Source organism: Izhakiella australiensis (genome assembly GCF_002006995.1).
Classification (GTDB): domain Bacteria; phylum Pseudomonadota; class Gammaproteobacteria; order Enterobacterales; family Enterobacteriaceae; genus Izhakiella; species Izhakiella australiensis.
Genome location: NZ_MRUL01000012.1, coordinates 1 through 19474 on the forward strand (window position 1 = coordinate 1; position 19474 = coordinate 19474).

Sequence of the window (19474 nt, forward strand, 5' to 3'; positions counted from 1 at the left end):
TCGCGGAATTCAGGCGAATGCTGCTTACGGGGGTTCTTACTGGTTGATACGGATTTTGTCATGTGAGCTACCTCTGGTTGAGAGTTTACTCACTTAGTCGCGTGTCCACTAATGGTGGGTAAGATCAATTATCATCCATACGCATCCAGCCACCACTTTCTTCTTCACCGGCATTTACCACCCCTTCGGCATAAGGAATATAAAGCTCAAGCTTATTATCCGGAGAGTTTTTCCCGGAAATAACGATATGATTACGTGCAGAAGCAGGGGCAATACCGACAATACCTGAAGCAGGTGTCCATCTCCATGCCACATTCGCGCCTTCAGTACTAACCCTGGCAGTAGCAACACGTGCGTCTCCATTTAACTGCCCGGCAAACAGATTCGTTTCTGGCGTAATGGCTGCACTTGAAATTACCGTTTCATTAAAAACCAGATCGGCAGTAGCAGTATTAATGCTGCCATCAATCACCGCCGCCTGAGCGACATTGATACTGCCTGCTACTAACATAATAGCCAGAGAGATTTTTTTCATTTCATTAAAGGTATTCATAATAATCAATCCTGATTGGTTAAATTAATTTTTCGTTGAAATGCGTTATTCACATTTACTTGTAACAACGATATTGCATTTATTTTTTTGCTTACCGTCTGTCATGGGTTGGCATACTACCCAGAGTTGCTACATTTTGTTTTGAAATTTCACTGATTAATTTAACCATTTGAAATATATGAAATTTTAATTTGTAAAGATGAATTTACTCATGATAAAAGCGATCTTTTTTAATAATTCAGCATTCATTTCTTAATCTGATCATAAAAAATAAAGCAGTTTCAGAGAGGCAACGCAGAGAGGTAACCAATAAAAAAATGAGAAAAAGCTTTATGGCGTGAGAATAGTGAGTGTGAGATACAGCCTGGGTGCAGAATATCGCCGTCTGAAAAGGGCGTTTCTCCTTCATCAGATGCGTCCAGTCGCAAAACATTCATTACGGAGTCAGTGTAGATAAGCCTGAACCTGATGCCCGCAAGCAATAATGGGCCGTAACGCAACGGCCCATTACTTTACATTTAACCTTCTTCCGCCGGATCCTGTACCACCAGGCTACCATTGCGCCGTTCAATGATCATGGTTTGCGGCGCTGACAGTGCAATGCCCTCTTTACGCAAGCGAGTCAGAATATCAAATAGCAGATCGCTTTTAGCGCCTGAAACCTGACGCGGCGTTGACACGTTGCCGGTCACGCTGAGGGTAATACCGGAAGGCGTCAGATCTTTAAATGAAACCGACGGTTCCGGATTTTCCAGAATCCGCTCGTTTTCGCTATAAACATCCAGCAGCAGCTGGCGCACCTGCGCCGGGTCGATATCCAGCGGAAAAGTCAGGGTAATGGTCGCCACGCCCTGGGCATTACCCATGGTGGCATTGCGCACGTTTTGTGAGATCAGCTGTGAGTTAGGCACAATCACCGTGGATTTGTCAGACAGCTGAATTTCCGTAGCGCGCACGTTAATACGCCGGATATCCCCTTCGATGCCGCTGATGCTGACCAGATCGCCCACCTTCACCGGCCGCTCGGTTAACAGGATCAGGCCGGAAATAAAGTTTTTAACGATCTCCTGCAGGCCAAAACCGATACCCACCGACAGTGCGCTGACGATCCACGCCAGCTTATTCCACTGCAATCCCATAATTGACAGCGTCAACAGGATCACCAGCACATAGCCGATATTGCTCATCAGGGTAATCAGCGAAACCCGCATGCCGATATCCAGCGAGGTTTTTGGCAGGAAGTCATGCTCCAGCCAGCGTCGCAGCGAACGCAGCACGTAAATGCCAACCACCAGGCAAATCAGCGCGTTGACCACGTGAGCCGGGACAATATCCAGCGACTCCAGTCCCTTACCGCCCCAGAACTCAATGGCTTTTTGCACCAGCTCAATCGGCGTTGAGCTGCTGAAAGTACCGTTTAGCACCGCCATGGCGGCAATCATCACCAGCAGCGTTTTACCCAGACCGGAGAGCAGCGATGCTGCCTGGCCAAGATAGCGTTCGTCGATATTGAGCGAGGCCTGAATACGCTTACCGCTGGGGTTATGGGTGGAGAACAGGCTTTCACAACCATCGACCACCAGCTGGCTGAGAATATAGAACGAGCCAAAAACAATGCCAAACCACACCAGCTCATAGCTGAGAAAGCGCGCCAGGGTGACGTAGCCGATAACCAGAGTCGCCAGGATGGCGATACCCACCAGGGTGATGGCCATCTGGATCAGGCCAACCAGCGTTGAGCGCGCTTCCGGCGTCTCTCCCTGCTGCACCATACGTCGGCGCACGCGGTTGCTGCGAAAGCTAATGGAAAGCGCCGTCCAGCCGATCAGCAACGCAGTCAGACCGTTGGCGAAAACCGTGGTATTAATGCTGGCGTTAGCGCTGATATTGAAGCTTTCGATGGTCTGGAAAACGAAAACCAGCGCGGCCGTCAGCGGCGGAAACGGCTTTAACGCCAGCGCCACCGGGTTAGATATCGATGGCAAGCGCCAGGAAGGCCGGCGGGTTGATAAAAACGCCCTCCCCAGTCCGGCAATCAAACCGCAGAGAATGCTTAGCCGCACCAGGCGCTCAGCAAAATCCCGCACGTCATCTGACACCTCGCCACGACGGGTAAAGGCCATTTCCAGACAGCTGAAGGCAACCACCAGCGTCGCCAGCGTTGTCAGTGCCACGGCGGCTGCAAGAAAACTTCGGCGCAGGCGTCCTTCGGGCAGCTTGTGAATGCCGACCCACGCGAGAAATTGCTCCATGTAGCGACGGCCAAACGACGCGACCAGCAGGCCCGCCACCAGCCATAATGTCGTCCCGAAGCGCCAGCCTGGCTCCCAGGAAAGCGCGGCCGTTGCTTTCAGTTCGTCAACAAAGTCGCTGATTTTACTGCTGTCTTCCTGCGGAGCATTAAACAGCGGCGCCCAAAATTTAGCGCCGAAAATGCTGCCGGCATTCAGTGCCAGCTGGGTTTTTAACGCATCGCGACGCAGGTTAACGATCTGGGTCGAAAGGTTAATAGCACCGCTCTTAATCGCCTCAGCCTGCTTGATCTGATCGTCAAGCTGCTGCATCTGGTTGGTCAGCTTTTTACGCTTGCTGGTAACCTCAGCGGTTTCCTTCACGCCGCTGTCCGCCTGCGGTGCCGGACCAAGCACGCCAAGCTGAGTTTTCAGTTGGGCTTTTTGCGGCTGTAAAGCCTGCCCCAGGGTATCCGCATCCGTCGAAAGTTGCAGCGTCAGTTCGTTAAGCGCGCTGAGCTTGCCTTCGCTATTTTCCGCCGAAACCTGCTGCTTAATCTTATCCAGCACTTTCTGCATTTTTGGCAGTTCAACCGTTGGGTTGACTTTCACTGCCTGTTCGCTGCTTTGCGCATTAGTATTATCACTATCATCCGCCAGCGCAGCCAGCGGCGTGAGCGTTACCAACGCCAGCAGAGATACCCGAAGAAACCCTAACCACCAGGACATAGCGTTATTTCCCATTGCTGACATCCGCGACCCCGTGACAAACCGTATCGCGAATAAATTTTGCGCGCTAGTTTATGCCGCTCCGGTCAGCAGTGCTATAAGAATTCTTGATGAAATCAGCTAAAAAATCATCGCGTTTTCCTATGATGCACGGGGCGGCGCAGTGTGTCACATTACGCTGAAAGATTAATACGGAAACGCCATGGACACCTCTGCAATAAATACCCTCGTCCGCCCGCTGGTTGCGGCAGATATTCCGGCCATTACCGCCCTCTATGACTGGCACGTTCGTCACGGCTGCGCCTCTTTCGAAGAAATCCCTCCCGGCGTCGATGAAATGCAGGCGCGGGTGGCAAAGGTGTTGGGATTAGGTCTTCCCTGGCTGGTGGCGGAAATAGATAACCGGGTGGTGGGTTACTGCTATGCTGCGGAATATCGTCCGCGCCCGGCGTATCGTTTTACCGTTGAAAGCTCGGTTTACGTGGCGGCCGATCTTGGCGGGCGCGGTATCGGACTGGCTCTAATGCGCCAGCTGATCGCCCACTGCGAACGGGGGCCATGGCGTCAGATGCTGGCAGTGATTGGCAACGGCGAGCAGAATGCAGCCTCGGTAGGGCTGCACCGGCGGATGGGATTCGTCACGGTCGGCACGCTAAAAGACGTCGGCTTCAAGCTCGGCGACTGGCGCGATACCTTAATTATGCAGCGGGCGCTGGCAACAGCCTAACGCCCGCCCCCGGAAGCTGAAACTTACTCCACCGCCTGCGCGCCTGCGCTACGGGCGCTGAGCACCTCGGCGGCTTTCGATTTACGATAGCTCAGCGCCGCCGCCGGCACCGGCGCGGCTTTCCCGGTTTCCATCCAGTCGCGAATGCGGTTGGCATCGGCAAAATGCGTATATTTACCGAACGCATCCAACACCACCATCGCCACCGGCTTACGATTCATCACCGTGCGCATCGCCAGGCAGTGCCCCGCTTCATTGGTAAAACCGGTTTTAGTCAGTTGGATAGTCCATTTCTCGTTATAAATCAGATGATTGGTATTACGAAACGGCAACTGGTAAGCCGGATGGCTAAAGGTCGCGGTGTCTTCATGAGTGGTACTTAGCTGACCAATCAGCGGATAGCGTTTGGTGGCCTGCAGAAGTTTGATTAAATCGCGCGCGGTTGAGACATTCTGCAGTGACAGGCCGGTAGGCTCAACATAGTGAGTACGCGTCATGCCAAGCGATGCGGCCCTGGCGTTCATCGCGTTGATAAACGCCGCATAGCCGCCGGGATAGTGCGCCGCAAGGCTGGCGGCCGCCCGGTTTTCCGAGGACATTAACGCCAGCAGCAGCATATTTCTGCGGCTGATCTGGCTATTGAGCTTAACGCGAGAGAAGACGCCGCGCATCTCCGGCGTATTGCTGATATCAACGGTCAGCATTTCATCCAGCGGCTGGCGCGCATCAAGCACCACCATCGCCGTCATCAGCTTGGTAAGTGAAGCGATGGGACGAATGCGATCGGGATGACTTTCAAACAGCACTTTGCCGCTGTTGGTATCGACCACCATCGCGCTGCCCGACGCGATTTGCGGCTGCGCAACAGGGGCAACATCTTCGAGTTTAGTGCGGGCGGCTGCCGGGTTAAACAGGGCCGGTGCAGAAAGCACCAGCGTCAGAGCGATTAGCGAAAAGCGACTTTTTGCAGACATTAAATTAACCGGTTAGCATCAATTAGGGATCAGATACGCGCCGCACTTTACCCTCGGTAACGGCAGGCTTTGCATCATATCCTGTTCTCCGGCGGTTTTCCTCCCCGCAAAAATATTTTCACTCGTCAGCTCAATTGCCGCCGCCGGGCGGCGGCAAATCGAATTACATCAACAGGTAACCATAGCCCCAGATAACCACGGTTAGCGCCAGCAGCACTTCCAGCACCAGCACGCCAATCGCCAGCGTCGAACCCGAGAAACGCAGGCTCTCTTCCCGATCAATGTTAAGAAACAGCGGGATGCCGACAAACAGCAGATAGCCGGTATAGATCAGCGCCGCGGCGCCAACCAGAACGCACAGCCACACCAGCGGATAAAGCGCCACGATACCGCTGATAAATAGCGGCGTTGCGGTGTAGCCGGCAAAAACCGTACAGCGCGCCAGATCAGGGCGCTGCGGATAGTCGCGCGCCATCCAGTAGATAACTCGCCCCATCACCGCTACCCCGGCCATGATCAGCAGATAAAACAGCGCCGCCAGCGCCAGCGCGTTGAGCCATTCTAAACGTACCGTCTGCACGGCGCCTAAATCCCAACCCAGCTGAGTGGTGCCGATAAACGCACAAACGACCGGAATCGCCGCCAGCAGCAAAACATGGTGAGTATAGTGATGTGAAACCGATTCGTTCTCTTGTTTGATGTCGCGCATCTCACGACCCGGATGCGCCAGAAGACCCCAGACATGGTTCATAAAACGCTCCTTACCAACAAACACCGGAATGCATTTATCACCATCGACAGCATGATGTGAACTCTTTAAGTATAATGGTGTTAATCGATTACGTGTCTTTCTGGCTGTTTTTTGTGCTAACTGATTAACATAAGGGAAGAAAAAACCGATCGGCCGCAGCGGTATTCTGACAGCAGAACGAACGGAGGATGGATGCATTTCAATATCAGCCAGCTAATTGAACAATATGGTTATCTGGCACTTTTTTTAGGCTGCATTGCCGAAGGGGAAACCTTTACCTTACTCGGCGGCGTGGCCGCCCATGAAGGATTACTTCATTACGGCTGGACGATATTGGTAGCAATAATTGGCGGCATTATCGGCGATACAGTGCTTTATTTCGTCGGCCGTCACTATGGTGATCGCATCCTGAGCCGCTTCAAAAAACATCGGCTAAAAATACGCAAAGCGCAGCGGCTGATACATAAGTATCCCACCTGGTTTGTTATCGGCGTACGCTTTATGTACGGCCTGCGCATCGTTGGCCCGATAATCATCGGCGCCAGCCACCTCAAGCTGCGGCGCTTTCTGCCGCTGAACGTACTCGGCGCTATCATCTGGGCATTTATTTTCGTCTCCCTCGGTTACGCCGGGGGGGAGTTCATCGGTCCCTGGCTGCATAAATTCGACCACCAGCTGAAATATCTTTTCTGGCTGGTGTTGGTGATTATCATCGCGCTGATACTGCGCTGGCTGTGGCGCGATCGTCGAAATAATAACGCTAACGCCGAAGAGGACGATTAACGCAGCGCATCGGCGCCACTGAGTGGCGCCAGAATATTATGCGCCAGCAGGTCGGCTGAAAAGTATCGCCCCGATGCCGGTTTTAGCGAAACGCGTCAATGCGGTCTGTCTATAGTTAATTGAGATAAATCATCTGCAACGCGCTAAGGGGCACGGAATGAGTGAGGTAAAACGTCATATTGGCGATCACGGCGTGATTGGTGATTTACGCACCTGCGCGCTGGTCGCCAACGACGGCACCATAGATTATCTTTGCTGGCCGGATCTCGACAGCCCGTCGGTGTTCAGCGCGCTGCTGGACAGCGATAATGCCGGGCTATTTAGCATCGCCCCCGAATGGGACAGCGCGCGCCGCCAGCAAATTTACCTGCCGGACAGCAATATTCTACAAACGCGCTGGTTAGGGGAACAGGGCGTGGCCGAGCTGACCGATTATATGCCGCTGTGCCAGCGGGAAGACCGGCTACCGCGCATTGTCCGCCGGATTAAGATGGTTCAGGGCGAGGCGCATATCACCCTGCGCTGTGCGTCGGTGCATGATTACGCCAGAGCAGCGACTAAACTGAGTTTAACGCAGGAATACGCTGATTTCGCCACCCCCGGTCAACCGACGCTACGCTTGCAATCGCCGGTTAAGCTGAGCCAGGACGGCCAGGCTGCAACGGCACGCTTTACGCTAAAAGCCGGAGAATCAGCAGAGTTTGTCTTCGGCGCGGCGGAAGATCCGGCGCTGGCGAACGACGCCAGCGACCTTTGTTTTCACGACACGCTACATGCCTGGCGACGCTGGAGTCAGCAAAGCACCTATCAAGGACGCTGGCGCGAAATGGTCAACCGCTCGGCGCTGGTGCTGAAGTTACTCACCTCATGGCAACATGGTTCTATCGCCGCCGCCGCAACCTTTGGCCTGCCGGAAGAGTTAGGCGGCGAACGCAACTGGGATTACCGGGCCTCGTGGATCCGCGACGCGTCTTTCAGCATGTATGCCTTAATGCGCCTCGGCTATGTTGATGAAGCCCGGCACTTTACCCACTGGGTGGCAAGCTGCGTTGAAAATAGCCATCAGGATGTGGAAAAGCTGCAGGTGATGTACCGACTGGATAGCGGCACCGACCTACAGGAAAGCACGCTGGATAACCTCAGCGGCTATGCCGGATCGCAGCCAGTGCGTATCGGCAACGACGCCTGGCGCCAGTCGCAGCTGGATATCTACGGCGAGCTGATGGATGCCATCTACCTCGCCAATAAATATGGCGAAGCGATTTCCAATCGCGGCTGGATGCACGTTAGCAAGATGATCGACTATTTGTGCGAAAACTGGCAGCAGCCCGATGCCGGGATTTGGGAAATGCGCGGTGAGCCAGAACATTTCCTGCACTCCAGATTAATGTGCTGGGTAGCGCTGGACCGGGCGATCCGCCTGGGTGAAAAGCGCTCACTGGCGATGCCTTATCAACGCTGGAGCGATGTGCGCAATCAGATTCGCAGCGATATCTGGCAAAACTTCTGGAACCCCGAGCTGGGACATTTTACCTCGACCCGCCACGGTCATTATCTTGATGCCTCGATGTTGCTAATGCCGCTGGTGCGCTTTGTCGGCGCCACCGATCCCGACTGGCTGGCCACGCTGGATGCGATTAAAGCCAAGCTGGTTAATGATGGCATGGTGCGGCGCTACGATATTAAAGAAACCCCGTCAGACAAGCTGAACGGCGGAGAAGGCTCGTTCGTCGCCTGCTCGTTCTGGTATGTCGAATGCCTGGCGCGCGCCGGCCGCATTGACGAAGCGCACTTTGAATTTGAAAAGCTATTAAATTATGCCAATCCGCTGGGGCTGTATGCCGAAGAGTTTACCGTTCGCGGTTTCGCCCTTGGCAATTTTCCTCAGGCGCTCAGTCATCTGGCGCTGATCAGCGCCGCGTTTTTTCTCGACCGTAAGCTGAGCGGTGACGATCCTCTCTGGCAGCCCTGAGTAAGGCCGGGCCCGGTTGTGCAGCGGCGCCGGCCAGCCAATCGTGCTGTCTGAAGGTGATAATACGTAAAGATAATTCAAACAAACAAAATGCGGGTTTATTCCCGGCGCATTATGCACATATAATGTGCAGCCTCGGGCCAAGGCCCGGCGTCCGACAGTCCATTAACTGCCTAAAAAGGCTTTAACCAGAGAATTATGAAAAAGAGCATTCGCGCAATTGTCACCGTGGCCCTGGTAGTGGCGGCCTGGAGTCAGACAGCTCAGGCTGTGGTTTACCCTCTGCCGCCGGCGAACAGCCGTCTGGTTGGCGAGAACCTGGAAATTACCGTTCCGCAGGACAACAAATTACCGCTTGAAGCTTTTGCAGCCCAGTATCAGATGGGGCTTAGCAACATGCTGGAAGCGAATCCGCATACCGATGTTTATCTGCCAAAACCAGGTTCAAAGCTGATTATCCCACAGCAGTTGATTCTGCCGGACGCACCGCGTGAAGGCATTATTATCAACAGCGCCGAAATGCGTCTTTATTATTATCCTAAAGGCACCCATACCGTGGTGGTGTTGCCGATCGGCATCGGCGAGCTGGGTAAAGACACGCCGATGAACTGGACGACAAAAGTAGAAAACAAACGCGCCAACCCCACCTGGACGCCAACGGCAAAAATGCATGCGGAGTATGTGGCCGCCGGCACGCCGCTGCCGAGAGTGGTACCGGCCGGTCCCGATAACCCGATGGGCCTGTATGCGCTTTACATCGGCCGCCTGTATGCCGTTCACGGTACCAATGCTAACTTTGGTATCGGCCTGCGCGTCAGCCATGGCTGCGTACGCCTGCGCGCCGATGATATTAAATGGTTGTTCGATAACGTCCCGGTCGGCACGCGCGTACAGTTTATCAACCAGCCGATTAAGGCCACCGTTGAGCCGGACGGTTCACGCTGGGTAGAAGTACACAACCCGCTGTCGGCCAACGAAGAAGAATTTAACTCACGCGCCCCGGTGCCGCTGGATATTACGCCGGCGGTGAATAAAATCATCTCCGACAACAGCGTCAACACCCAGACGGTTGATCAGGCGCTGCAGCGTCGCAGCGGCATGCCGGTTGACGTTAATGGCCAGGACAGCGCCGCACAGCCGGTAATGGTACCGGAAAACAGCAACGCGCAGCCCAAAGAAGAGCCGCTGACGCCAGTTACGCCGCAGGGCATCAATGAAGTGCAGCCAGGCCAGGGTCCGGCGGCAGATGCCCCGGCCGACCAGGCGCCAGGCACTCAGCCGCAGGCTCCGTCTGATAACAACGGCCAGCAACCGCAGGCTCCGTCTGATAACAACGGCCAGCAGCCACAGGCTCCGTCTGATAACAACGGTCAGCAGCCACAGGCTCCGTCTGATAATAACGGTCAGCAGCCGCAGCAGATCAACGCGCCGCAGCCGCCGGTTAACGGTAATGGTAACGCGGCAGCAAACGTCGGTTAAGGTTGCTGCTTTACTCGCTTAAAGGCCGCCATTGCGGCCTTTATTATTTATCCCCTCGTCCGCAGACGCCCGCCTCTTCACTCTAAAAAGCCTGGCCTTAAGCGCCGATATCGTCATCTGTTTGTCATCTAAGCTGCGTATCACCGTCACTCTACCCTTATAAACCTGATTACGGGCTTTCCATTTAACCTGACGTCATCGGTAAAGAGGTTTTATGAGCGACACTATCTGGCAAAACCGTTCTTCCACCGCCTCATCGCTACCCATTTTGCAGCACAAGAACAGCCGGGCCGCCATGAGGATATTCTGGCTGCTGCTCACGCTGGGGATTGCCTTTGCTGGGGTCAATCTGTTTCAGGACGTCGCCGACTCCGGCGCCCAGGTAACCAGCTATACCCCCTTTCTACTGCTGGGGCTGGCGCTGCTGATCGCGCTTGGCTTTGAGTTCGTTAATGGTTTTCACGATACGGCGAATGCAGTGGCTACCGTGATTTATACCCACTCACTGACGCCAACGGTCGCCGTATTATGGTCGGGATTTTTTAATTTCCTCGGCGTGATACTTTCCAGCGGCGCCGTCGCCTTCGGTATTATCTCTCTGCTGCCGGTTGAACTGATTTTACAGGCAGGCACCTCCACCGGCTTTGCGATGGTTTATGCCTTGCTGTTTTCAGCGATTATATGGAACCTCGGCACCTGGTGGTTTGGACTGCCGTCCTCATCCTCACATACGCTGATAGGTTCTATCATTGGCGTCGGCATCGCTAACGCCCTGCTGAATGGCCGTAGCGGCATCAGCGGGGTTGACTGGGATCAGGCGCTAAAGGTGGGCTATGCGTTACTGCTTTCGCCGCTGGTCGGCTTTATTTGCGCGGCGCTGCTGATGCTCGCCATGAAGGCAATGATTAAAAATCGCCAGCTGTATACCGCTCCTGAAGGAAATAACCCCCCACCCGGCTGGATCCGTGGGTTACTGATACTGACCTGCACCGGCGTTTCTTTTGCTCACGGTTCCAACGATGGGCAGAAAGGAATGGGGCTGATTATGTTGATTCTGGTGGGGACCATGCCCATCGCTTACGCCCTGAACCGCGCGTCACCGCCAGCAGAAAGCCCGCGCGTCGCCGCGCTGGCAACCGTCACCAGCCAGCAAATGCTCCAGCAATATCCAGCGCAGCAGCGGTCAGAGACCAGCGCAAATCGCCGGGTGCTGACCGCGTTTGTACGCACCGGCGAACTTAATCCGCTGGTGATACCCGCTCTGGCGCAGCTTTCGGCAACCATTGGTCAGCAAATTGGACAGTATGGTTCAGTTAATCGCATCCCTGCCCGTTCCGTGCAAAATACCCGTAATGATATGTACCTGGCCTCTGAGAGCATTCACACGCTAAAAGCCAACGAGCAGGTCAGGCTGAATGCCGATACGCAGCGTAATCTCGCCGCGCTAAAAGGTGAGTTGGACCATGCCACTCGCTACATACCTTTTTGGGTAAAAGTGGTCGTCGCTATAGCTCTCGGCCTCGGCACCATGGTGGGCTGGCGGCGCATCGTGATTACCGTCGGGGAGAAAATAGGGAAAACCCATTTGAGCTATGCTCAGGGGGCCAGCGCCGAGCTGGTTACGATGGCCACCATCGGCGCGGCGGATGCCTTTGGACTGCCGGTATCGACCACCCACGTGCTCTCTTCCGGCGTCGCGGGTACGATGGCGGCGAATCGTTCAGGTTTGCAGGCCGCTACCCTGCGTAACCTGGCCGTTGCCTGGCTGCTGACATTACCGGTATCGATTCTGCTGGCTGCCCTGCTTTACTGGCTGTTTACCCGGCTGTAATCAGGCTGGCACGCAGACTGTTTAATTCTGACGCACGCTCGCCGGTCGCAGGCGAGCCGTCAGCAGGCAGGCGAGCGCGACCACCGCCGAAGCCGCCAGATAAATAGCGTCAACGCCCCAGTGGCCGATCATCAGCCCGGCGAGCGGCCCGGTGATACCGAGGCCGAAATCGAGAAACGCGGAATAAAGGCCCAGCGCCGACCCCTGGCTCTGCGGCGCAACCTGGCGGATCGCTTCTACGCCCAGCGCAGGGAATACCAGCGAGAAGCCAATGCCGGTAAGAAAGGCGCCAAGATCCACCAGCCATACGCTGCCGGACTGCCAGATGATCAGCAGTCCCAGCGCTTCGACGGCAAAAGAGACCAGCGCCACCCGCGCACCGCCCAAACGCGGAATGGCAGAGCTAAATACCAGCCGCACCATAATGAAACCCAGGCTGAAAAGCGTCAGTGAAAAAGCCGCTCCCTGCCACTGGTGGCTGGAAAAATAAAGGGTGATAAAGGTCGCGATGGTGCCGAATCCCACGGTTCCCAGGCCAAGGCAAAAGCCGAAGATCCAGATGCGGGAAAACACCCGGCTGAAGGGAATACGCTCGCCAACGGTAACATTGACGTCAGAGCGCTGCGATGCCAGCCAGAAGCCCACAGCCGCCATCAGCATAATCAGCAGCGCAAAGCCGGCAATATTAAACGCCTGATTCAGCATCACCCCCAGCGGTGCGCCAATTGCCATTGCCAGATAGGTCGCGACGCCATTCCAGGATATCACCCTGGCGCTCTGGGTGCTGCCGACCATATTAATTCCCCAGAGAATAGAGGACGTTGCGGTCAGACTTTCGCCAAACCCCAGCAGCACGCGGCCAACCGCCAGCAGCAGCAGGCTGATCGGCGGCTGCGTGGAGAACAGCATCGCCAGAACGGTAAATAATCCGCTGGCGCCGCACAGCAGCAACCCCACACGCACCACTTTCTTCGGCCCAAGCAAATCCGCATAGCGCCCGGCCTGAGGACGACTTATCAGGGTAGCGAAATATTGTAAGCTGATGATAAGTCCGGCAATAAAAGAGCTGTATCCCAGGGTGTTATGTACGTAACCAGGCAGAACTGCCAGCGGCAGACCTATCGACAGATAGCAGAAGAAGGTGAAGATAACGACGGAGAAAATGCGCTTATTAAGCTGGGCGCTGCTCAGGGTCTGGCTGACGGTCATGATAAAACCAAAGCAAGTAATGTGATTTTTATCACATCTTACACCGGGTGGAGGCAGAGATCCCGCGCAGAATCGCGGGAATTTATCTCAAATATCGGTGCCGTAGCGGCAGTCGTAACCCGGTTACATTACCGGCTGACGGCTTATCTGTCGGGCATATTCGCCTTCAATAGTTCTGGCGATATCCGTGGAATTATTGAGCGCGCGGATCAGGGTAAAAAGTTCCGTCGCTTCGCCATAGGCCTTGCGCAAATAGCCCAGCCACTGCTTGATGCGCGCAACGTGGTACATGCCGGTATCACCCTGCTTTTCCAGCTGAACATAGCGGTGCAGCAGCTGCAAAACCTGCGGCCAGGGCATCGGCGGCGCATTGTCCTTAATCACTTTGCTAAGGTTAGGCAGGTTAAGCGCCCCGCGGCCAACCATAACGTCCTGACAGCCGGTAGTTTGCAAACAGTGCTGCGCGCTTTGCCAGTCGACGATTTCACCGTTCGCGATCACCGGTATTTTCAGGCGGCGGCGAATTTCGCCGATCGCCGCCCAGTTAATCCGCTCGGCTTTGTAACCATCCTCTTTGGTACGGCCATGCACCACCAGCTCGCTGGCGCCGGCCTGCTGTACCGCATCGGCGATTTCAAAACGTTGCGCGCCGGAATCCCATCCCAGCCGCACTTTCACCGTGATCGGCAAGTGCGCCGGTACCGCAGCGCGCATCGCCTTTGCGCCGCGATAGATAAGCTCAGGATCTTTCAGCAGGGTCGCGCCGCCGCCGCTGCCGTTGACCGTTTTCGAAGGACATCCGCAGTTCAGATCCACGCCCCAGGAACCAAGCTCTACCGCCCTGGCCGCGTTTTCCGCCAGCCATTCGGGATATTGCCCCAGCAGTTGAATACGCACCGGCGTACCTGAAGGCGTGCGGCTGGCATGGTGTAATTCAGGGCAGAGCCGATAAAACAGTTTTACCGGCAGACGCTGATCAACCACCCGCAGAAACTCACTGATGCAAAGATCGTAGTCGTTGACGCTGGTGAGCAGCTCGCGAACTAACGAATCAAGCACCCCTTCCATCGGCGCCAGTAAAACGCGCATCTCAACGTTTTTCCGTCAGGCGTTACCGGCCGGCTTACGGCGCGGTGGACGTGAACGACGCGGTTGACCGTTACCCGGCGCAGCGCTATCACCCTGCGGCCGTCCGCCCTGACGCGCCGCGCGCGGCCTGTCATTTCTGGCACCGGCATCACGGTTACCGCTGCGGGCGCCGCCCTGGCCTCCGCGACCACCCTGACCGCGCGCCTGCCGCCCGTTGACGATAGGCTCGGCTTTGATGCTCGGATCGGGATCGAAACCGTGTTCGGCAATGCGGGGGATCTCACGCTTCAGCAGACGCTCAATATCGCGCAGCAGTTTGTGCTCATCGACGCAAACCAGCGACAGCGCTTCACCGGTTGCCGCCGCACGACCGGTGCGACCAATACGATGGACATAGTCTTCCGGCACGTTTGGCAGCTCGTAGTTCACCACGTGAGGCAGCTCTTCAATATCAAGGCCGCGCGCGGCAATATCGGTCGCCACCAGTACGCGGATGGTATTGGCTTTAAAATCAGCCAGCGCCCGGGTGCGTGCGCCCTGGCTTTTGTTGCCGTGAATCGCGGCGGCGGTAATGCCGTCTTTATTCAGCTGCTCGGCAAGATGATTAGCGCCGTGTTTGGTACGGGTAAATACCAGCACCTGACGCCAGTTATCGCGGCCAATCAGATAAGAAAGCAGCTCGCGCTTACGCTTTTTATCAACAAAATGGACGTGCTGGGTGACCTGCTCCGAAGCGGTGTTGCGGCGCGCAACTTCTATCTGCGCCGGATTATGCAGCAGCTTTTCCGCCAGCGCCCGGATGTCATCAGAGAAGGTGGCGGAGAACAGCAGATTTTGTCGTTTGGCCGGAAGCTTAGCCAGCACGCGACGAATATCGTGGATAAAGCCCATATCCAGCATGCGGTCAGCTTCATCCAGCACCAGAATTTCGATCTTCGACAGGTCGACGGCATTCTGGTGCTCCAGATCCAGCAGGCGCCCCGGCGTGGCTATCAGGATATCAACGCCGCCGCGCAGCTTCATCATCTGCGGATTAATGCTCACGCCGCCGAACACCACCAGCGAACGCAGCGATAAATATTTACTGTAGTCCTGGACGTTATCGCCCACCTGCGCCGCCAGCTCGCGGGTTGGCGTCAGGATCAGCGCCCGTACCGGGCGGCGGCCTTTTGCCGCGCCGGCGTTGGCGCTCAGTTTCTGCAACAAAGGCAGGGTAAAACCGGCGGTTTTACCGGTCCCCGTCTGCGCGCTGGCCATCAGGTCGCGACCTGCAAGCACCACGGGGATCGCCTGACGCTGTACCGGCGTAGGCTCACGATAGCCCTGCTCTTCCACCGCACGCAGAATATCGGCACTCAGGCCGAGAGTATCAAATGACATAAAGTTGACTGACTCCGGATCCGCCCTGTCTGCAAATGGCAGCGTAGTTTCCAGGGGGAACAATGATCGCCAGGAAACCATATCCTGACGCTTGAATAGATGCACAAACTACAGTGCGTTAGCTGCGCAGTGTAGCAGATTGAAAGGAATACGGGGATTTATTTATCAGGCTGGCTAGCCCGATGGCGTTGACTCAATGCCATCGGGCTAGCCGACGCTGTTCAGCGATGACGACGCTGATGTCGCGGTTGGGGCTGCGGATCTTTCGCCAGCAGCGAAAGCAGCGCGGGACCGGCCAATACCACAATACCGAGGCAGGCCAGCAGCAGATTGTTATGCACAATCCGGGAAATCTGGTATAGCGCCAGCATTGCCGCGCCGAAGTAATAGGTGGTGGTGAAATCTTCAAAAAAATCGCCAAAGCGACGTAAAGACGCGACGCGTTGGGTCAGCAGCATACAGGCAAAAATCAGCGCATACAGCCCTAACAGCGCGCCGCTAACCTGCATCAGCGTCTGGTGCCTCCACCCCCATACCAGCGCACCGATAAGCGCCAGATGCACGACAATGTGCAGGCAAGTCTGTCCAGTAACTATCTGAACACGGTTAGACCATCTCATTCGTTTCTCCTGGCAGCTCAAACAAAGAGCGCCCAAGTGGTTTACGACAACGTCGCAATGGATTTCCTCAGACTAACGTAATTTTCGGAAAAAACCGCAAATAGCCGGGTGCTACTGCGCCCTTTTGTGACTGAGACTACACTTTACTTTTCATTTGCTGAAAAGGAGAGCGCGCCCAGTATGCCACAAAACGATGAAAAATTTTCATTTAAAGTCCTGACCATTAACACCCATAAAGGATTCACCAGCTTCAACCGTCGTTTTATACTGCCCGAATTACGGGATGCAGTACGCGCTACCTCCGCTGATATTGTCTTTCTGCAGGAAGTGATGGGCACCCAGGCTATCCATCCGCTCCAGGTGGAAAATTGGCCCAATCAATCCCACTACGAATTTCTCGCCGATACCATGTGGAATGACTATGCCTACGGGCGTAACGCCGTTTACCCGGAAGGCCATCATGGTAATGCCGTCCTGTCACGATTTCCGATTAGTCACTGGGAAAATAGCGATATCTCGGTGGAAGGAACGGAAAAAAGAGGCATGCTGCACTGCACGCTACAGCTACCCGAGCGCCAGCAGACGCTGCACGTTATTTGCGTCCACCTTGGCCTGCGCGAAGCGCACCGCCAGGCGCAGTTAGCAATGATGTGTGAGATGATCAACCAGCTGCCAGCGGACGCGCCGGTGGTGGTTGCCGGCGATTTTAATGACTGGCAGGGGCGCGCGAATGCCATTTTGCAAAAGGGCGCCGGTCTGGATGAAGTATTCAGCCGTAAAAAAGGCCGTCCGGCGCGCACCTTCCCGGCACGCTTCCCGCTGCTGCGACTCGATCGTATCTATGTCCGCAACGCCGGTATCAGCCATCCCTACGCGCTGCCGGTGCGCCCGTGGTCGCATCTTTCCGATCATGCACCGCTGGCGGTGGAGATAACCCTGTGAATATGCCGTGGCGAGAGGGCAATCAGATTCGCTTGCTGGAAAACGGCGAGCAGTTTTTCCCGAGGGTCTATGGCGCACTGCAACGGGCGCGCGAGCGGGTGCTGCTCGAAACCTTTATTCTGTTTAACGACAAAGTTGGCAAAGCGCTACAGCGCGAGTTGCTGGCAGCCGCAAAGCGCGGCGTGCGCATTACCTTGATGGTTGATGGTTACGGCAGTGCCGGTTTACCGAAAGAATTTGTCAGCAGCCTGACTTCCGCTGGAGTGCGCTTTCTTTACTACGACCCGCGCCCGCTGTTTTTAGGCGTGCGCACCAACGTTTTCCGCCGCCTGCATCGAAAAGTGGTGGTCTGCGATGGTGATATCGCTTTTGTCGGCGGGATTAACTTTTCTCATGAACACCTGAGCGATTACGGTCCGCAGGCAAAGCAGGACTATGCCGTCGAGCTGAAAGGGCCGATTGTGGATGATATCGCCCGCTATACCGAGGCGGCGATGAGCGACCAGCCGCCGCCGCGCCGCCGCTGGGGACGCCGCCGTCGGGAAAGCGCGCAGGTTCAGCCCGGCGACGCGCAGGCGCGCTTTGTCTGGCGCGATAATCATCAGCACCGTGATGATATCGAGCATGGCTATATGGAAATGCTGCGCAGCGCCCGCCGCGACGTCATCATCGCCAACGCTTACTTCTTCCCCGGCTACCATCTGCTGCGCGAGATGCGCAATGCCGCCCAGCGCGGCGTGCGCGTGCAGCTTATCGTGCAGGGGAAGCCGGATATGGCCATCGTTAAAGTGGGCGCTGAGCTGTTGTATAACTACCTCATCAGCGCCGGCGTTGAGATCTACGAATACCGCCGCCGCCCGCTGCACGCCAAAATCGCCGTGCAGGATGAATACTGGTCAACCGTCGGCTCCAGTAACCTCGATCCTCTTAGCCTGTCGCTCAATCTGGAGGCCAATCTGTTTATCCATGACCGTGCGTTTAATCACCTGATGCGCGAAAATCTTAACCAGCTGCTGAACGAAGACTGCCTGCGCATTGAGGAGAGCCATCTGCCGGCGCGCAGCTGGTGGCAACTGAGTAAAAGCGTGGTGGCATTTCACTTTTTACGCCATTTCCCCGCTATCGCCGGCTGGCTGCCGGCTCATACTCCCAGGCTGGCCGAGGTCGAACCGCCTGAACAGCCGCAAATGGAAACCCAGGACCGCGTGGACTCTGATAATCCGGGGGGAAAACCCTGATGGCATCCACCCGCTGGAAACGGATAAAAAAAATACTTACTGCGCTGTTTTTTATTGCGGTCATCGTGCTGCTGACGCTGTATGCGCGCAAGGTCAACTGGGCGGATGTCTGGCAGGTCATTGTTCATTATGACCGCGCGGCCATACTCGGCTCGCTGGCGCTGGTGGTTGTCAGCTATCTGACCTACGGCGTTTATGACCTGGTAGGTCAGGCATACTGCGGCCATAAGCTGCAAAAACGCCAGGTGATGCTGGTGTCGTTTATCTGTTACGCCTTTAACCTGACGCTCAGCACCTGGGTCGGCGGCGTGGCAATGCGCTACCGGCTCTATTCTCGGCTGGGATTAGCCGCCGATACGATTACGCGCATTTTCAGTCTTAGCATCGCCACTAACTGGCTGGGCTACGTGCTGGTAGCGGGGATTGTTTACGCTTCCGGCCTGACGCCGGTGCCTGAAGGCTGGTTTATTGGTGAGAAAACCTTACAGATTATCGGTATCGGGCTGCTGTCTTTCTCAGTGATTTACCTGGCGCTTTGCGCTTTTTCGTCGCGGCGTGAATGGACGATAAAAGGCCACTCCCTCGCACTGCCCTCACTGCGTATGGCGCTTATCCAGTTTGTGGTTTCCAGCGCTAACTGGATGGTTATGGGCACCATTATCTGGCTATTAATGGCGCAGCAGGTGGCCTGGCCGGCGGTTTTCGGCGTGTTGCTAATAAGCAGTATTGCTGGCGTAATTATTCATATCCCGGCAGGCGTCGGCGTGCTTGAAACGGTGTTTCTCACCTTGCTTGCCGGCGAGCACATTGGCCACAGCACCGTGCTGGCGGCGCTGCTGGCTTACCGGGTTATCTACTTTATTCTGCCGCTGCTGCTGGCGCTGGTGCTCTATCTCTGGCTGGAGGCCCGCGCCAGACGCCTGCGCAGGCGCAACTTACAGCAGCAGGCGTAAAAAAAATCAGGCT

Annotated in this window: 16 protein-coding genes; 8 read left to right on the forward strand and 8 right to left on the reverse strand. The window is 55.7% G+C overall.

Going from position 1 to position 19474, the window contains the following annotated elements:
- Positions 1–124: 124 nt before the first annotated feature.
- Entirely contained in the window at positions 125–553 is a 429-nt protein-coding gene (locus BTJ39_RS15900; protein WP_078003676.1) for a hypothetical protein, read from the reverse strand.
- Positions 554–1071: 518 nt separating this feature from the next.
- Entirely contained in the window at positions 1072–3528 is a 2457-nt protein-coding gene (locus BTJ39_RS15905) for a DUF3772 domain-containing protein (protein ID WP_422386043.1), read from the reverse strand.
- A 187-nt stretch (positions 3529–3715) separates the two neighbouring features.
- Between BTJ39_RS15905 and BTJ39_RS15910 the strand changes: the two genes are divergently transcribed.
- The gene (locus tag BTJ39_RS15910; RefSeq protein ID WP_078003677.1) at positions 3716–4240 is read left to right on the forward strand and encodes a GNAT family N-acetyltransferase; all 525 of its coding nucleotides are present in this window, start codon (positions 3716–3718) and stop codon (positions 4238–4240) included.
- 23 nt (positions 4241–4263) lie between these two features.
- Here the strand turns inward: BTJ39_RS15910 and pbpG are convergent, their stop codons facing one another.
- On the reverse strand, positions 4264–5214 hold the full coding sequence (gene pbpG, locus BTJ39_RS15915) for a D-alanyl-D-alanine endopeptidase (protein ID WP_078003678.1): 951 nt from the start codon (positions 5212–5214) through the stop codon (positions 4264–4266).
- Positions 5215–5377: 163 nt separating this feature from the next.
- Positions 5378–5965 (reverse strand): Yip1 family protein, encoded by a 588-nt coding sequence (locus BTJ39_RS15920; RefSeq protein WP_078003679.1) that lies wholly within the window; start codon positions 5963–5965, stop codon positions 5378–5380.
- A gap of 192 nt (positions 5966–6157) precedes the next feature.
- Here BTJ39_RS15920 and BTJ39_RS15925 point away from each other — a divergent pair, with 192 nt between their 5' ends.
- From BTJ39_RS15925 to BTJ39_RS15940, 4 genes are all read left to right on the forward strand, one after another.
- On the forward strand, positions 6158–6748 hold the full coding sequence (locus tag BTJ39_RS15925) for a DedA family protein (RefSeq protein ID WP_078003680.1): 591 nt from the start codon (positions 6158–6160) through the stop codon (positions 6746–6748).
- A gap of 157 nt (positions 6749–6905) precedes the next feature.
- Positions 6906–8720, forward strand: a complete 1815-nt coding sequence (locus tag BTJ39_RS15930; protein WP_078003681.1) for a glycoside hydrolase family 15 protein — start codon at positions 6906–6908, stop codon at positions 8718–8720.
- A gap of 198 nt (positions 8721–8918) precedes the next feature.
- The gene (locus BTJ39_RS15935) at positions 8919–10199 is read left to right on the forward strand and encodes a L,D-transpeptidase family protein (RefSeq protein WP_078003682.1); all 1281 of its coding nucleotides are present in this window, start codon (positions 8919–8921) and stop codon (positions 10197–10199) included.
- A gap of 214 nt (positions 10200–10413) precedes the next feature.
- Positions 10414–12030, forward strand: coding sequence for an inorganic phosphate transporter (locus BTJ39_RS15940; protein ID WP_078003683.1), 1617 nt, complete (start codon positions 10414–10416; stop codon positions 12028–12030).
- 21 nt (positions 12031–12051) lie between these two features.
- Here the strand turns inward: BTJ39_RS15940 and BTJ39_RS15945 are convergent, their stop codons facing one another.
- The 4 genes from BTJ39_RS15945 to BTJ39_RS15960 form a co-directional block, all read right to left on the reverse strand.
- Positions 12052–13239: an MFS transporter gene (locus BTJ39_RS15945; protein WP_078003684.1), complete on the reverse strand. Its 1188-nt coding sequence runs from the start codon at positions 13237–13239 to the stop codon at positions 12052–12054.
- A gap of 123 nt (positions 13240–13362) precedes the next feature.
- Positions 13363–14328 carry a tRNA dihydrouridine(16) synthase DusC gene (dusC, locus tag BTJ39_RS15950; RefSeq protein WP_078003685.1) on the reverse strand — a complete coding sequence of 322 codons (966 nt, stop codon included), beginning with the start codon at positions 14326–14328 and terminating at the stop codon, positions 13363–13365.
- 15 nt (positions 14329–14343) lie between these two features.
- Complete coding sequence (rhlE, locus tag BTJ39_RS15955; protein ID WP_078003686.1) at positions 14344–15708, reverse strand: ATP-dependent RNA helicase RhlE; 1365 nt, start codon at positions 15706–15708, stop codon at positions 14344–14346.
- A gap of 221 nt (positions 15709–15929) precedes the next feature.
- Positions 15930–16328 (reverse strand): YbhQ family protein, encoded by a 399-nt coding sequence (locus BTJ39_RS15960; RefSeq protein WP_078003687.1) that lies wholly within the window; start codon positions 16326–16328, stop codon positions 15930–15932.
- A gap of 180 nt (positions 16329–16508) precedes the next feature.
- Here BTJ39_RS15960 and BTJ39_RS15965 point away from each other — a divergent pair, with 180 nt between their 5' ends.
- Genes BTJ39_RS15965 through BTJ39_RS15975 form a run of 3 tightly spaced genes read left to right on the forward strand, consistent with a single transcriptional unit; the run spans position 16509 to position 19461 of the window.
- Positions 16509–17270 (forward strand): endonuclease/exonuclease/phosphatase family protein, encoded by a 762-nt coding sequence (locus tag BTJ39_RS15965; RefSeq protein ID WP_078003688.1) that lies wholly within the window; start codon positions 16509–16511, stop codon positions 17268–17270.
- Positions 17267–18508 carry a cardiolipin synthase ClsB gene (gene clsB, locus BTJ39_RS15970; protein WP_078003689.1) on the forward strand — a complete coding sequence of 414 codons (1242 nt, stop codon included), beginning with the start codon at positions 17267–17269 and terminating at the stop codon, positions 18506–18508. Before BTJ39_RS15965 ends, clsB begins: the two co-directional genes overlap by 4 nt.
- Positions 18508–19461, forward strand: a complete 954-nt coding sequence (locus tag BTJ39_RS15975; RefSeq protein ID WP_078003690.1) for a lysylphosphatidylglycerol synthase domain-containing protein — start codon at positions 18508–18510, stop codon at positions 19459–19461. The genes clsB and BTJ39_RS15975 overlap by 1 nt, the downstream gene beginning before the upstream one ends.
- The last annotated feature ends 13 nt before the right edge of the window (positions 19462–19474 follow it).

Bases quoted from the DNA above. Each gene is read 5' to 3' on its own strand.
- rhlE (WP_078003686.1), bottom strand. From the start codon at position 15,708: ATGTCATTTGATACTCTCGGCCTGAGTGCCGATATTCTGCGTGCGGTG.
- BTJ39_RS15905 (WP_422386043.1), bottom strand. From the start codon at position 3,528: ATGGGAAATAACGCTATGTCCTGGTGGTTAGGGTTTCTTCGGGTATCT.
- BTJ39_RS15910 (WP_078003677.1), top strand. From the start codon at position 3,716: ATGGACACCTCTGCAATAAATACCCTCGTCCGCCCGCTGGTTGCGGCA.
- BTJ39_RS15900 (WP_078003676.1), bottom strand. From the start codon at position 553: ATGAATACCTTTAATGAAATGAAAAAAATCTCTCTGGCTATTATGTTA.
- BTJ39_RS15935 (WP_078003682.1), top strand. From the start codon at position 8,919: ATGAAAAAGAGCATTCGCGCAATTGTCACCGTGGCCCTGGTAGTGGCG.
- pbpG (WP_078003678.1), bottom strand. From the start codon at position 5,214: ATGTCTGCAAAAAGTCGCTTTTCGCTAATCGCTCTGACGCTGGTGCTT.
- BTJ39_RS15930 (WP_078003681.1), top strand. From the start codon at position 6,906: ATGAGTGAGGTAAAACGTCATATTGGCGATCACGGCGTGATTGGTGAT.
- dusC (WP_078003685.1), bottom strand. From the start codon at position 14,328: ATGCGCGTTTTACTGGCGCCGATGGAAGGGGTGCTTGATTCGTTAGTT.
- BTJ39_RS15940 (WP_078003683.1), top strand. From the start codon at position 10,414: ATGAGCGACACTATCTGGCAAAACCGTTCTTCCACCGCCTCATCGCTA.
- BTJ39_RS15965 (WP_078003688.1), top strand. From the start codon at position 16,509: ATGCCACAAAACGATGAAAAATTTTCATTTAAAGTCCTGACCATTAAC.
- BTJ39_RS15925 (WP_078003680.1), top strand. From the start codon at position 6,158: ATGCATTTCAATATCAGCCAGCTAATTGAACAATATGGTTATCTGGCA.
- BTJ39_RS15945 (WP_078003684.1), bottom strand. From the start codon at position 13,239: ATGACCGTCAGCCAGACCCTGAGCAGCGCCCAGCTTAATAAGCGCATT.
- BTJ39_RS15960 (WP_078003687.1), bottom strand. From the start codon at position 16,328: ATGAGATGGTCTAACCGTGTTCAGATAGTTACTGGACAGACTTGCCTG.
- BTJ39_RS15975 (WP_078003690.1), top strand. From the start codon at position 18,508: ATGGCATCCACCCGCTGGAAACGGATAAAAAAAATACTTACTGCGCTG.
- BTJ39_RS15920 (WP_078003679.1), bottom strand. From the start codon at position 5,965: ATGAACCATGTCTGGGGTCTTCTGGCGCATCCGGGTCGTGAGATGCGC.